This window comes from Algoriphagus iocasae (assembly GCF_014206875.1).
GTDB lineage: Bacteria > Bacteroidota > Bacteroidia > Cytophagales > Cyclobacteriaceae > Algoriphagus > Algoriphagus iocasae.
The window spans coordinates 46,506-61,609 of the sequence record NZ_JACIJO010000002.1; the positions used below are offsets into that span (position 1 = coordinate 46,506).

General features: G+C 38.7%; 12 protein-coding genes. 5 read left to right on the forward strand and 7 right to left on the reverse strand.

The features are described 5' to 3' along the window. Positions 1-12 precede the first annotated feature (12 nt). The 6 genes from porD to FHS59_RS07610 all read right to left on the reverse strand — a co-directional run bounded on the left by porD (position 13) and on the right by FHS59_RS07610 (position 5,994). The gene (gene porD, locus FHS59_RS07585; protein WP_184494562.1) at positions 13-915 is read right to left on the reverse strand and encodes a type IX secretion system protein PorD; all 903 of its coding nucleotides are present in this window, start codon (positions 913-915) and stop codon (positions 13-15) included. Between the two features lie 28 nt (positions 916-943). Further along, positions 944-2,152 carry a bifunctional phosphopantothenoylcysteine decarboxylase/phosphopantothenate--cysteine ligase CoaBC gene (gene coaBC / locus FHS59_RS07590; protein WP_184494563.1) on the reverse strand — a complete coding sequence of 403 codons (1,209 nt, stop codon included), beginning with the start codon at positions 2,150-2,152 and terminating at the stop codon, positions 944-946. 5 nt (positions 2,153-2,157) lie between these two features. Next, positions 2,158-2,472 (reverse strand): DNA-directed RNA polymerase subunit omega, encoded by a 315-nt coding sequence (locus FHS59_RS07595; RefSeq protein ID WP_184494564.1) that lies wholly within the window; start codon positions 2,470-2,472, stop codon positions 2,158-2,160. A 22-nt stretch (positions 2,473-2,494) separates the two neighbouring features. Continuing rightward, positions 2,495-3,400, reverse strand: coding sequence for an outer membrane protein assembly factor BamD (locus FHS59_RS07600; RefSeq protein WP_184494565.1), 906 nt, complete (start codon positions 3,398-3,400; stop codon positions 2,495-2,497). 67 nt (positions 3,401-3,467) lie between these two features. Beyond that, positions 3,468-4,184 carry a T9SS type A sorting domain-containing protein gene (locus FHS59_RS07605; protein ID WP_184494566.1) on the reverse strand — a complete coding sequence of 239 codons (717 nt, stop codon included), beginning with the start codon at positions 4,182-4,184 and terminating at the stop codon, positions 3,468-3,470. 133 nt (positions 4,185-4,317) lie between these two features. Beyond that, a complete protein-coding gene (locus FHS59_RS07610; RefSeq protein WP_184494567.1) occupies positions 4,318-5,994 on the reverse strand; it encodes an OstA-like protein in 1,677 nt (558 codons plus the stop codon). A gap of 48 nt (positions 5,995-6,042) precedes the next feature. Between FHS59_RS07610 and tilS the strand changes: the two genes are divergently transcribed. The 5 genes from tilS to FHS59_RS07635 all read left to right on the forward strand — a co-directional run bounded on the left by tilS (position 6,043) and on the right by FHS59_RS07635 (position 13,491). Further along, complete coding sequence (tilS, locus tag FHS59_RS07615) at positions 6,043-7,362, forward strand: tRNA lysidine(34) synthetase TilS (protein WP_184494568.1); 1,320 nt, start codon at positions 6,043-6,045, stop codon at positions 7,360-7,362. Between the two features lie 2 nt (positions 7,363-7,364). After that, on the forward strand, positions 7,365-7,880 hold the full coding sequence (locus FHS59_RS07620) for a Crp/Fnr family transcriptional regulator (RefSeq protein WP_184494569.1): 516 nt from the start codon (positions 7,365-7,367) through the stop codon (positions 7,878-7,880). A 148-nt stretch (positions 7,881-8,028) separates the two neighbouring features. Next, positions 8,029-8,964, forward strand: coding sequence for a malate dehydrogenase (gene mdh, locus FHS59_RS07625; RefSeq protein ID WP_184494570.1), 936 nt, complete (start codon positions 8,029-8,031; stop codon positions 8,962-8,964). A gap of 99 nt (positions 8,965-9,063) precedes the next feature. Beyond that, entirely contained in the window at positions 9,064-11,769 is a 2,706-nt protein-coding gene (locus FHS59_RS07630) for a hypothetical protein (protein WP_184494571.1), read from the forward strand. Between the two features lie 60 nt (positions 11,770-11,829). Beyond that, positions 11,830-13,491 carry a mechanosensitive ion channel family protein gene (locus FHS59_RS07635; protein WP_184494572.1) on the forward strand — a complete coding sequence of 554 codons (1,662 nt, stop codon included), beginning with the start codon at positions 11,830-11,832 and terminating at the stop codon, positions 13,489-13,491. A gap of 13 nt (positions 13,492-13,504) precedes the next feature. Here the strand turns inward: FHS59_RS07635 and FHS59_RS07640 are convergent, their stop codons facing one another. Further along, positions 13,505-15,103, reverse strand: a complete 1,599-nt coding sequence (locus FHS59_RS07640; protein WP_184494573.1) for a hypothetical protein — start codon at positions 15,101-15,103, stop codon at positions 13,505-13,507. Position 15,104 lies beyond the last annotated feature (1 nt).

Sequence of the window (15,104 nt, forward strand, 5' to 3'; positions counted from 1 at the left end):
TATAAATCAACTTTAGCTTTTCAGCAAGTCATTATATTTTCTGGCATTATTCGGATCTACCTCCAATAAAAGTTCGACTAATTCTGTCCGAATTTCCATTGGTGCATTTTTAAAAACCTTAGAAATCTCATCGCCTTTAGCATCCATAAAAGTAATGGTGAGGATTCCATTTGGCTGAGTTTTATTGGCTTCTGCCACCAATCGCACCGCCTGGAGCATATTTTCGTAGGCTTTATCAGGTTCTACCTGCAGAATATCCAACCCTTGACGATGGTATAAATAATAGGCTTCCCGAATCGGAGCATAAACTGATGAAGTGTAAATATCATTGATCAACCAATACCGGTTTCTTCGATCGGTAGGGCTCTGAACCCAACCTGGCCGGCCGGATTGCTGGGCATTATTCACAATGTCATTGGCAATTTCGTAAAAATCATCTCCACCCTTACTGGAAAAACTATCATAATCCATCCCCAAAGCAATGTGGGCATAGAATCCCAGAAGAGAGCTGATGTTATTCAAAAAGTTAAATCGATTGAATTCTAGAGGTTGGGATTCTATGTATTCAAAGTTCCAGTTCCTATCCGCAAAATTAAAGATCAGGGATTCGTAATTGGTTCCATAAACCGGCCTTACTGTTTGTATCTGAACCGTAGCATTATACACGCCCACTTGAGGCACATCATTGATTGTGATCAGCAAATTTCCCTTGATACGTTCTTCTGGTCGAAACTCATCTGTCGTCCAAGATCTACCATTTAAGAATTGTTCGAAACTGGTTTTCATTGTGGAGAAAACCGTGGTATTTTGAATTCTTGCCCGATCACTATTAATGATCACGGTGAAATTCAGTTCTTGAGTAAACCCAAGATGACTAAGTAAAATCAAAACCAAGCAGAAAATTGCTTTCTTCATAGCTCTAAAAATAAGGAAATAATCAAGTTCAGACCCAAATTGGAGCTAATTTGATTTGATCCAAAATCAATTCAGCAATTGTATCCTTAGTAGCGACATCTGAGCTGATGGATTTTCCTGAACGTTGGAAAATATGAACTCGATTGGTATCTAATTGAAATCCTGCTCCAGTATCTCTCATAGAATTCAAAACGATCAAATCGAAGTTTTTCTTATCCAATTTAGCCTTTGCATTTTCAGATTCATTTTCCGTCTCAAGTGCAAATCCAATGTGAAGTTGACCAGGCTGCTTCATTTTTCCTAGCTCTGATGCTATGTCTACATTTTTGACCATCTTGAAAGTAAGCTCAGAATCACTCTTTTTGATCTTTTCAGGAGCTACTTCTGCCGGAGCATAATCGGCCACAGCAGCTGCAAAAACACAGATATCCATCATTCCATGAAGCTTGTGGGCTGCAGCATACATGTCTTTTGCTGATTTCACATCGTACCAATGAAATGAATTCTTATCTACTTTTAATGAGATTGGACCTGAGACAACGTAGACTTCAGCGCCTCTTTTCAAAAATGAATTTGCAATTGCCAAACCCATTTTTCCACTGGAGTGATTACTGATAAATCTAACAGGATCAATAGCCTCTTGAGTCGGTCCCATTGTGATAAGGACCTTCTTTCCTTGAAAATCCAGGCTTCTGGAGAAAAACTTTTCTACCTGAATCAAAATATTCTCAGGCTCCATCATTCTTCCCTGTCCTGATAAACCACTAGCCAACTCCCCTGATTCTGCATCTAAGATCTCATTTCCAAAAGAAGCTAATTTCTTTAGATTCTCTTTGACAGAAGGGTGTTGATACATATCCAGATCCATCGCCGGTGCGATCATAACTGGACATCTTGCTGATAGGTAGGTGGCTGTGAGTAAATTATCACACAGTCCATTGGCAAATTTCGCCAGTGTATTAGCACTTATTGGTGCTACTAAAAATAAATCCGCCCAAAGTCCTAGCTCCACATGATTATTCCAGACTCCAGTTTCATCTTTTTGGAAATTGACTAAAACCGGTCTTTTGGAAAGTGTCGCTAAGGTGAGCGGTGTAATAAAATCAAGAGCAGAAGCGCTCATAATAATTTGCACTTCTGCTCCAGCTTTTACCAATAATCGAGTAAGATGAGCTGATTTATACGCGGCAATGCTACCGGTTACGCCCAAGATAATTTTCTTACCCTCTAGGTTCATAAATTTTATTCCCCTGATCCTTCAGTAGGATATCTGTGATAAACTTTACCTTCCAAAAACTCTTCCATTGCCATGGTAGAAGGCTTAGGCATTCTTTCGTAAAACTTAGAGATTTCGATTTGCTCTTTGTTTTCGAAAACTTCCTCAAGGTTATCTACAGTAGAAGCAAACTCAGATAGTTTGTTGTTCAATTCCTCTTTTAGAGTTGAAGAAATCTGCTTTGCTCTCTGACCTACTACATGAAGAGATTCATAAAGGTTTCCTGTCTTCTCTGCGATTTTGTCTAAATCACGAGTGATAATGGACGGATTAATAGCCATATTTTTATCTAGTTATGTTTCTTTAATTTTCTTTTGTTGAAGTATCAAGGGTTGCTTTTTTTTCAGCTTCTTGCTCAGCTACTCTTTCTGCAACTTTCTGTTTCAACTCCAAGTGATCTTGCATTTCCTCTCTAGCCTTTTCCTCATAAGTTTTCACTTCTGAAGTAAAAGGACTATCAGGATACTTTCTATAGAAATTGCCAGCGAAACGTAAGGCATCAGTCAAACGCTCTTCTTTTTTAGCATAGGCAGAATTCTCAGCATATCCTGTAGCTACTTCTACTAACTTATAGGCAAGTTCTTCATTATACTTGCTATCAGGATAGTCTTTGGCAAAATTCTGAAAGTTCACAATACATGCTCTCATGAAGTCTCCGGGATACAAACCATCCTTTAGTCTATAATACATCGAAGATTCCTGATACGCTTTTTCTTCAAATCTTGTCTCCAAATCATCCAACATTTCCATAGCTCGCTCATAACTGGCGGATCCAGGGAATCTTGTAACGAATTGTTGAATTGCAGCGACAGCCTCTTGGCTACTTTGCTGATCCAAATTATAATCAGGAGCATCTAAATACAGGGAATAAGCATGCATAAACAACGCTTCCTCTGCCAATGGGCTACGATTATAGGTTCTGAAGAAATTATTGAAATACCCAGCTGCCTCAATATATCGCTTAGTTTTGAAATGGCAATTGGCATAATTATAATCTGCCAGTTCAGCCTTTTCACTTCCACGGATCACTGGAAGCACTTTATCATAAAGGATAATTGCCTTATTATATTCACCTTCTTGATAATATTTATTGGCTCCAGCATATAATTCCTCCCAATTGGTGCTTTTTTCAAGCTTATTGAATGGACCACAGGCTGATACTGCCATCAATAGTACTAGAACGATAATGTAGGGTACGCGCATTTTCATTTTCAAGACCGCAAATATACGGGATAATTATTCGGATTCAAATGTTGAAAGAAGGAGTGATTTCAGCTTACTTCTTGACTTGTAGCTTTTTGGTCACAATATTTTTATTGTCAACAAAAAGAGTGTAGAAATAAACTCCTGGATTGAAATCTGAAACATTGATCACCAGAGAAGTTCTATCTGGATCAAGCTCATATTCTGCAACAGGGTTCCCAATAAAGCTATTTATCGCAATTTTAGCTTTGGCGTTAGGATTTTTTAACTGGTAATCCAACTGAGCAATTCGGTTGCTTGGATTTGGGTAAACGTCACTTAGGATTAAATCTTTGTAGTCAAATTCATCAACTTTCTTATTTGGATTGGAAACATCATAACGCGCTTCAATCACAAATGATTCTCTGATATTTTCCAGGTTGACAAAGTTTAAATCAAAACTTCCTCTTGTTTCAACGATCCCCATTTCAAAATCGAGATACAAATCAGTCATTAATTCTCCTGGCTGAAGTGTAATTCTAACTTTGGCAAGATCTCTTTTGGGGTCATAGCAATCATCACCAATACAAATTTTGACATGCTGGGATGAACCAATATTTCCATTAATATTTTTAAGGAAGTAGGTTTTTGCTTGATTGGATTCGTTCTGAAGAATCACTGTCTTTCGCTGTGTGGAGCTTAAATCTCCATCGAACTCTAGATTTTCACTCAACACGCGAACTTGCTGCGCTCCCGCAAATAGCGGAAACATCAGGCAAAGCCACATAAAAAGTTTGAGGAAATTATTCATGTAAAGTTCTAATCAATAAGCGGTGCTGCTGTTTTAACAGTAATCAATATACGCACAAAAATAGTTTGATGTTAAGGAGAAGGCAGAAAAATCGGGTTAATTCTTGTTAACCTTGATAAAATTTTTTCTCAAATCAGTCGTTTAGGACATTTTCCAACTTTTTTATCCCTTCATTTTCTTTAATTTCGAATCGAACGCCTCTTTTTTTCAATTCACTTTCAATCTCTTGATCAGTAGGCATTCGCAACTCCACCTCCGGAATATTGAATAAATTTTGGGCATCAGGATCAATCTCCACAATGGTCCTCCAGTTATAGACGGTATTCATATCGGGTCTTTCTTCAAACCTCCAATTAAAACCTGAAAGCCTAGAATTATCTTCATTCAAACTTTGAAATGGAATAAACCTGCCATCCGGTTTTACTCCATAATTCACTTTCTGAATTGCCCCGTCTTTAAATCTCAATTTGATGGTTGCGCTTTTCGTCAAGTTAATCCCCTGCGACATGGTATCCGCTTCAAGCACAAAGTATAGAGACTCCCCATTGCCATCAATATCCATTTGATTAATCTGACCTGCATCAAAATACCCCATCATCTTCCTTCCCTTCATTTGATTGAAATTTAAGATGGTATCCTGAGTGATAATAAATGCATTATCTTTTAAAAACACTCTATCTAAATTTTCATTTTCGATGTAGAAAGTCATACTGTCGGAAGAAATCTGACTTTTTTGATTCCACATGACCGGATCTTTGAATAACTGAATGGAAGAATCATTGTAGTTGTAAACCAAAGAATCGGCTTTACCAGAGAGGTCTGATTTCACCAAATTTACCGAACGAAAAGCCAGTAGAAATTTAGCAGAATCCTGTTTATTATCCTGTGAGATCAAGGAATCGGAAGTCATGTAAAGCGTATCCTGTTCAAAATACCTTCTGACTAAAGCATTTCCATAAACCAAACTGTATTTTCTATCCTCCCAGTATTTACCAACATCCCCAAAAATCTCCACTTCCCGCTCTTTGTTCAAAACCCGGACATCATCTTTTCCTTCGTAATAGGCTAAATTTTCATCGTAAAATAATTCGATCGCTTTCACTCTACTCGTCTCAGTTTCTACCACTCCTTCAAAAAATCTGAACTGCTTATTTTGTGTATCGTAAAAACTTCCCTTTTCAGCATCTAGCGTATTACCTTCTTTCGAAATTAAATTTGTCAGACCTTTTGTTTCAGCCGTTTTCGGGATGGTCATATAAACAAGGTCATTAGTCTTCATCGTGTAATCCGGGTTCACGAGAACGACATCTTCCTGAAAAGTAATCCGCTCTAGATTTACTTCATACCTCCCTCTTTTGCTGGTCAAAACATTGGTTGAATCGACCACCCTCCCATCATTGTAATAAAACGCAATATTCGATTGTCTGTCATAATCGAGATATTCTGTATAAAGTGTGGTCTCTTCATTCGTGAAAACCACATTGTTTCTAAGCTTAGCCAGTTTGGTATTCCCATCATATTCGGCATACCTGCTAGTGGTTTTAATTGGATCCTCTTGGTCTACAATCCTTACATTTCCAAAAAGTCTTGCTTGATTGGTTTCTCTAAAAAAGTGTGCGGAATCGCAGTAGATCAATGAACTTTGATGTTCCATCATCACATCCCCAATCAATCTTTGGAAGCCATTTGCCCCTTCCAGACGACCAGCTCTCCGGATCTCCAAGGTAGAACCATCCTGAGCGATAGCCCATGGAAATACCAGAATCAAAAAACTGATAGTGAGAAAAACTCGAGTGAATTGAACGTTCATAAAATCTAAGATGTGGGCAAAATTAGCAGAAAATGATATTTTTGATCAATGATCGAAGCTTTTATCCAGCATATCCGAAATAAGTCCCTTTTGGATCCTGAGAAGAAATACCTTTTAGCCTGCAGTGGGGGGCTTGACAGTGTATGTTTGGGTGAATTACTTTTTATTTCCAAGATTCCATTTGAAGTTGCCCATGTTAACTTCGGTCTACGGGAAAAAGAAAGCGATGGTGATGAAAACTTTGTTAAAAGTTTAGCAAAAACCTGGAATACTGAATTTCATCTTCACCATGCTGATACTCTTAAAATCGCCGAAGAAAATCATATATCCACTCAAATGGCAGCCAGGGATATCCGATATGAGTGGTTTGAGGAAATAAGAGAATCAAGAAAACTTGACGGAATTATTCTTGCCCATCATGAGGACGATCAACTTGAGACAATTTTCTTGAATTTGACTAGAGGTACAGGAATAGAAGGTCTTTACGGAATGGCTGATCGAAGAGGGCAATTGATTAGGCCTTTGCTTCCATTTTCAAGGAAACAAATTCAGGAATTTGCAGCGGAAAATAAACTGGTTTGGCGAGAAGATAGCTCCAATAAAAAAACGGATTACAAAAGAAATAAACTCAGGCATGATGTGCTGCCGGTCTTATACGATTCATCAGAAGATGCCAGAGCTAATTTACTGACCAGCTTGAATCGCCTAAAAGACACAGGGAAAGCTTTCTCTGGACTATTTGATTTATGGAAAAGCCAGAACATCAAAGACTCAGAAGGACTTCAAACGCTTAATTTTAAAGGATTTATTCACACTGAAGGAGCAACCTCATTACTCTATTTCTGGCTCCGGTCTTATGGTTTTAATTCTATCCAGGCACAGGAAATCTACCAATCTTGTCTACAGGGAATGGCAGGAAAAATATTCGAATCAGCCGGATATTTATTGAATTTAGATAGGAATCAACTGGTATTGGCTCCAAAAACTTTGAGTTTTGAACCCATAGAAATTTCTGAAAATGATCTAGGGTTTAAAATTCCTGAGGGGACTTATGAAATCCTTAAGCTTTCGGGTCAAACTGAATTAGACAAAAACAGTCAGAATGCAATGCTCGATCTAGAGCAGTTGACTTTTCCTTTAAAAATCAGAAACTGGGAAGAGGGAGATAGAATTATTCCTTTGGGAATGAAAAACAGCAAAAAAATCAGTGATTTTTTGATAGATTTGAAAGTACCCCTAGTCAAAAAGCTGGGAGTGAAAGTTCTGGAATCAGGTGATAAAATCGCTTGGATTCTTGGATTTAGAATTGCAGACTGGGCAAAGCAAACTGCAGCAACAAGAAAAACTTTATACCTGAAAAAACGGTAAATATGAGGAACCCATTTTCGAAAACATACACTTCCCAAGAGCATGAAATGTTTGAGTTCCTCACGCAGATCAAGTTTTTTGAGCGAATGAAGAATAAGGAGATGGCTCGGTTTATTCCTGCCATGCATCATCGTAAATACAAAAGGGACGAAGTAGTATTTTTCAGCAAAGACCCAAGTCAAGCACTTTACCTTGTCAAAAAAGGCCAAATCACTTTGACTATTGATGTGAAAGACAATTTTGAGACCATTTTGGAAATCAATAAAGGTGAAGCATTTGGGGAAAACTCGCTTTTGGAAAACACCAAAAGAACCTACACAGCAATTATCGTTTCGGAAGACGCAGACTTAATTGTGATCCCTTATTTTGCAATTCAGGAGATTTTTGACAGTAACCCAAAGATCAAGGCTAAAATGATGACCTCTCTTGCCGAGTATTACAATCAAAACAACCAAAGACTTTTTAAATCTTACCGAGAATCTTTTGGTTTTTTCAGTCTCCGTCAGATGTTTGAATAGGCATATTCAACCTCTTCATCATTCATTCATCAAAAATCCGCCATTACAGGTAAAGTATTCACTATCGGGCTTCTATTCCTAGGCATAGTTTAATAACTTAGCGACGCTTTTTTTAAGGCAGTTATAAAAATAAAATCAATATAATCTCATGAGCAAAGTAACCGTAGTAGGGGCAGGTAACGTGGGTGCAACCTGTGCCGATGTATTGGCTTATCGCGAAATCGCAGAAGAAATAGTTTTGGTGGACATCAAAGAAGGTGTTGCTGAAGGCAAAGCCCTTGACATTTGGCAGAAAGCTCCAATCAATCAGTACGACAGCCGTACAGTTGGAAGCACCAATGATTACAGCAAAACTGCCAATTCTGATGTGGTAGTGATCACTTCAGGTCTTCCTCGTAAACCAGGCATGACCCGTGACGACTTAATCGAGACCAACGCTGGTATCGTGAAGTCTGTAACTGAAAATGTGGTAAAATATTCTCCAAACGCCATCATCATTGTGGTTTCTAACCCACTTGATGTGATGACTTATCAAGCTCACTTGACTTCCAAATTGCCAAGAACCAAAGTAATGGGTATGGCTGGAATCTTGGATACTGCTAGATACAGAGCATTTATCGCTTCTGAATTGAATGTTTCTCCTAAGGAAATCCAAGCAATTTTAATGGGTGGACATGGTGACACCATGGTACCTCTTCCTAGATATACTACTGTAGCGGGTATTCCTGTGACAGAATTGATCGATGCTGAAAAACTTGACGCTATCATCGAAAGAACCAAATTTGGTGGTGGAGAATTGGTGAAATTAATGGGTACTTCAGCTTGGTATGCACCAGGATCTGCAGCTGCTCAGATGGTGGAAGCGATCTTGAAAAATCAGAGACGTGTATTCCCTGTTTGTATCAAATTGGACGGCGAGTACGGAATCGACGATTGTTACCTAGGCGTACCAGTTATCCTTGGTAAAAATGGAATCGAAAAAGTGATCGAGCTTGACTTGAACGCAGAAGAGAAAGCATTGCTTGAAACTTCAAGAGGCCATGTCAAAGAGGTAATGGACGTATTGAATAAGTTGGGTAAATAATCCAATCAGTCCTTTATATAGACCTAAGATTTTGGAGAGTTTTCTCTGAATTCTTAGGTCTAATTTTTGTATTATCTACTTCGAAACTGAAAAAGACGAGTGAAAATCTGGAAAAGCTTACTGATCCTATTGTTTATCATCCTTTTAGCAGGAGGAGGTTACTGGGCTTACCAAAATTATTTTTCAGCAAGAAAAGTCAATAGCCTTGACCTGATCAGTCAGGATGCTGTTTTTGTTTTTGAAACCTACCAAGCAGCAGAAACTTGGAATTCTTTAGTCAATGATCCGGTTTGGGGCATTTTTAAATCTTTGCCTGCATTCGAAAAAATCTCTCATCAGCTAGTCACGCTGGACAGTCTCACCGGAGAGAATGGTCAAGTGACCAAATTGGTTCAGGATGAGCAGATGACTATAAGCCTACATTCTACTGGCATCGAGGACTTTGAGCTACTTTACACTTTAAATCTCAATCCAAATAAGACCTCTGGATTGATTGAAGACATTAAATCAAAAATCCCAGCTGGAGCAAGATTCCAAAACAGAATGTATTCTGACCAGGAAGTGGTGGAATATTATGATGCAGAAAACAACAGAAATTGGTCAATTTCCATCCTCGGAGATGTCGTTGCTTTTTCATCTTCCTCCTTCTTGGTAGAGCAGGCTATTCGATTTTATATCAATGAAGGTCAAGAAACCTTTTCTACCTTAATCAATAATTCCTCAATTGATAAAAACTCCCCCGGCCGATTATTATTATCGGGAAAAGGGCTTGCTGCCATGCTAAAGGGCGTCGCAGGAGATCGTGAAAACCAAGCAATCGCAAGCCTTCAAATCATGAACGCGGCTTTGGCCCTGGATCTTTCTTTTCAGCAAGACAGATTGGAGTTTGTAGGGCCAGTATTTTATCCTGATGAAGTCAATTTCACACCTTCCATCCGGGCAAATTTAACTGCAATAGAATCTCTGATTTCCAACCGCACCCTTGCTTTAACTCAGTTCAATCTGGAAAGCATTTTTGAAACTCAAAAAATTGAAAATCGAGCTTTCCCTTTCCGCTCTACCTTAATCGGTGAAATTCAGCGAAATCTCACAGACAAAGGCTTCTTTGATAATTTTTCTGGTGAATTGTATTTTCTGGATCTTGAGAAATATGGAGGCTCTGATCAGAATCTGGCTTTACTGGCAAGAACAATGGATTCCTCCACGCCTATTTCTCTGTTGAAGGAATTTCAAAAAGCAGAAAACGAAAACAATTCAGATTATTACCTGGACTATGAAATCCTTTTCATTTCCGAAGAGGACTTTCCGGCTCATTTATTTGCAGGAAAATTCCCTGGGTTTGGACAGACATTTGTAACCAGTGTGAACGATATTCTGGTTTTCTGCAATTCCCAGCAGGCGATGAAAATGATCTTGGATGATTTCACCTCTAATAATACCTGGAGAAACTCACCCAATTCTCCTTCTGCAAAATCAGAATTAAACTCTGCCTCTGGCTTTTCCAGAATTTATCTCATCGATGAAATCTGGTCAAACTGGACCAAGACGACCAATCCTTCCTGGAGTTCATTTTTACAAAGATACAGCAGTACCTTCCGTTCATTTCCTTGGATTTCATTACATGTGAATAAATTCCCCGACAGGACAGAAGCCACTTTGAAAATCCCTTACAAAAGCGATTTCCAACCGGAGACCAAGCAGTCTGAAGCAATTAGCTTGCAGCCAAATAAATCCATTTCTGTTGGTCAGCCATTGATTTACGGCCCATCGACGGTAATCAATTATCAAGACAACACGCAGGATATTTTAGTCCAAGATGAAAGAAATGTCATGCATCTTTTCAACGAGATTGGAGAGGAAGTCTACTCCTACCCTCTCGATGGACCGATTGTTTCTGAAATTTTCCAGGTGGATTATTATAAAAACGGAAAGCTTCAAATTCTTTTAGCTACTAAAAATAAAATCTACGGAATCGACCGACTAGGAAATTTACTTCCTGGATATCCATTTAGCCTTGGAAATGAATGGATCACTGATTTAAACCTTGTTGATTATTCCAACACCAAAGAATACCGATATTTCATCAGTACAGAAAATGGGAATCTATACCTCTTAGATAAAACCGGGCAGCATCTTGATGGATGGGATCCAAATACCATCGGGGAAAAAAGTACAGGTGCACCGGGACATTACCGAATTCCTGGAAATGGCGATTTCATGGCCGCATTAGGAGAAAAAGGTAATCTTTTCCTATTCAACCGAAGAGGAGAAAAACAAAGTGGAACGCCGATTAAACTGGGCGATGCAATCAAATCGGGTGGTATGGTTTGGAGAGATCCAAAGTCAAGATCTTTCAAATTTGTTACGATCACTTCCAATGGAGAGATCATTCACACAAATTTCAATGGGGAAGTAACCTATAGAAATCAATTGGTCAAAGAAGACCGAGACAGTGAATTTATGCTGGTTCCTGACCAAAAAGAGAATGACTTCATTTTCGTTTCAAAACAATACAATGAGGTAGCTGTTTTGGATCGATCCGAGCAGGAATTGATGAAAATACGAGTTGCAGGCGATGATCTCATTTACCAATATTTTGATTTCGGTGCTGACCGTCAAATCTTCGCTTTGACAGACAAAACTCAGGAATTTAGCTACTTATATGATTTGAATGGAAATTTATTGACCACTATGCCACTGGAAAGCAGCAATGCAGTTCAAATCACCTATCAATCTGCAAAAAGTCAATATCTAATCAGGACGATCAATGGTTCTAGAGTCACAGAATTCCTTCTGGCAGACTAAGAATTATCAATCATTTGGGCTGGGAAAATTGAAAAGCTAACTTGCGAAAAATCACAATCCATGTTTAAAAAGCAATTCCTATTTGTTTGGTTCTTTTCTTTAATTACTTCTGTCGCATTTGGACAGTTGATTACAGAGCAGGATGATTTACGGGAAATATCTGAAGAGGTTAATTTAAGTTCTCCTTATCATACGACGTTGAGCTTTTTTCACAATCTGGAAGAAACCAATTTCCATCCGGATAAAGCTTCGAAAACCCTGAATTTAAAAGGAGTTGACCCTGCAAAGGGAAATCAGATGAGCATCAAGCTCAAGCAGATTTTGGAAGGGAAAGGGATCATCATCCGAACCAGTGATATTCCAAATGAAAACAACTATAGGGATACCTCTTCTAATTCTGATCAGATTTTCTATTTTGATAAGCAGAAAATCCCAGGTGTTTTTTTAGAAAAAGTGGGGAATCAGTGGAAATTCTCTGCATTCACGGTGGGACAGATCAACAACCTTCACAGAGAGACCTATCCTTACAGCACCGCCAAATTATTGGATCTTTTACCTAAGATCGGGAATCAGGAATATTTTGGATTCCATCTATGGCAGCTAATCGGTTTCCTGATTTTAATTTTCCTTGTTTTCCTCAGTCATGCCTTATTTACTTTTCTGGTGGACAAAGGACTGCTTTACCTCCTAAAAAGAACCGGGTATGGATATATAGGAGAAAATTATTTGTTGCCTGTTGCCAGGATTACAAGTTTCTATCTGATAGTCTTAATGCTGGCTTTGTTTCTACCAGTATTACAGTTGCCGACAGAAATCTGGGCTTGGATTGTCGTAATCATCAACACGCTGAAACCATTCTTAATCACAGTGATCTTCTACAAGATCGTGGATGTGGTAGCTGCGTACTTCTCTAAGCTGGCCGAAAGAACCGAGTCTACTCTGGACGATCAATTAGTGCCATTGATTAGAAAAAGTCTAAAGGCAGTGGTCGTAGTGATCGGAACGCTCTTCGTCCTTAAGGAGGGATTAGACTTGGATATTATTCCATTCCTTACAGGATTATCCATTGGTGGTGTGGCAATTGCCTTGGCAGCCCAGGACACCATCAAAAACTTCTTTGGATCCATCATGATCTTTTTGGATAGACCCTTTCAAGTCGGTGACTGGATCACATCCGGAGACTTGGATGGAACTGTAGAGGAAGTGGGATTCAGATCAACAAGAGTTAGGACATTTCGTAATTCTGTCATGTACATTCCCAATGGGAAAATCGCAGATGCGACGATAGACAATCATGGATTGCGTCAATACAGAAGGTTCTATTCAACTATCACAATCACCTATGATACGCCTCCTGAACTGATCAATGAGTTTGTCAAAGGCTTACGTGAGATTGTGATTTCGTATCCTAAAACCAGAAAAGATGCATTCCACGTCTATTTCAACAATCTTTCTTCATTTAGCCTAGACATTATGTTTTACGTCTTTTTTGAGGTTCCAACCTGGGGCGAAGAACTGGAATGTAGACATGAAGTATTAATTCAAATCATGAAGTTGGCTGAAGCTTTGGGAGTAAGATTCGCTTTCCCTACTCAAACGGTACACATGGAAACGTTCCCAGAAAAGAAAAGTCTTTCACCGGAATTCGATCCAGACGCAAAAACCTATCAGGCAAAGTTGAATCAGTTTTTGCAACAAGAATTGAAAAAGAAGGATAATTAAACTAGCGAGTCGGCTATTTCACCTCAAAAGTTCTGGAATAAGTTCCGTTTGGCGATTTTACAGTTACTTGATAAGTCCCTTTCAGTTCAGGTGCTTTCAATTCTATTTTATTGGATGTTGGAGTTGTTTCAGGGACTTTTGACCAGAAAAGAATCGTTCTCCAATCCATTGTTAAATCGTCTGCTGGCGGATTGAACAAAGTCGAAGCCTCACTGATTTCGGGCTGAATCCCCTGATAATCCAGATAAATCCCATTTGACGGAATAGGAAAACCTCCAAAATCATTCTTGTAAGAGGTAAAGCTCAAAACGCCTGGATAGGCCTCTTCATTTAGATAAAAAGTCCGGGTCAAAATCTCCAGTGTTTTAAATCCTTTCGGATCAAAAGCCGCTAATTCATCCGAATCAAATATAGGCATTGCATCCACCAACATAAGAGGGTTGGAATCAAAAGCAAAGCTCCTTAGAGCATTGATCGCTCTAAATTCTTTTTTCTTCTGAATAGTCTTGACAGAAACTTCCGGGACATATTCTTTAATGACAGTCTCAACCGTTTCAAATCGGGTATAGTCATCCAATTGATAAACGCGATCCTCCACAAACCCAGTCACTACAGGGAAATCAAACGCCTCAAATTCATGGACAAAATAACCTTCTACTTGTCCTCCTTTTAGAAGCTCTCTAAGAATTGGCTCATCTGAAGGCATTATTTCCAACACTGGAATTTTAAAATCAGATTTAAAATGCGTTTTTGGCGCAGGAGATACGATATTAAAATCTATCAAACTTTTATTTCCTTCAGCCTGAGCCACTAGATACTTCCAGTTTTTCATCCCTCCAGCATCAAAAAACATACTTCCATCCGCATCAGGTTTATCTGTAAATAGCGCAGATTTCTCTCCATGAACAGAAATGTAATAGAGTTGGGTAGTATCCAAATCCGCAGGTTCTACTTTTGCTTCAATGATATGCCCAAATAACTCAGGCAGCATTTGTTTTGGATCGATTGATTCATAAATCAATGAGGAAGAAACCTTCTCAGCATTTGACAAAAATGGATTTACAACTGCGATTCCCACTTCACTAGTACTGAATCCCTCTGGAACTTCCACTTGAAAAACACTTCCTGAACTCAGACTTTCTTGAGAAATCCTGATTTTGTCAGAATTACTGTTGGGTTGGGTTGGGTAGACAGTTCTTTTTTCTACAACAGCAGGTGGGGCTACTCTATTGAAAACTGTCACAAACTGTTGTGACAATCCAGATTCAAGATCCTGATAAGGACTTACTCTAGTAAATACTCGTAGCAGGTAATTGTCGGAAGGCAAATCAGTAGGAAGCTCCAAAAAATTGAAACTTTCTCCATCTATCAAAGGCATTTTGGCTATCGCCACAGATTCATTGTATCTGTTCAACAGCTCTGCGTAGATAATTTTAGAGCTTATTTTGTCACTTTCACTAGTCACATTTCCAGAAACCCATATTCTTTCACCCCCAAAATAAATCGTTTTTGGAATGGAAAAACTCACTGATTCGGTGGATTGTGAGTAAGCAACCTCTGAAAAATTCAGAATCAATACTGCCAAAAGTAAATATCTCAATAACTTTCTCATC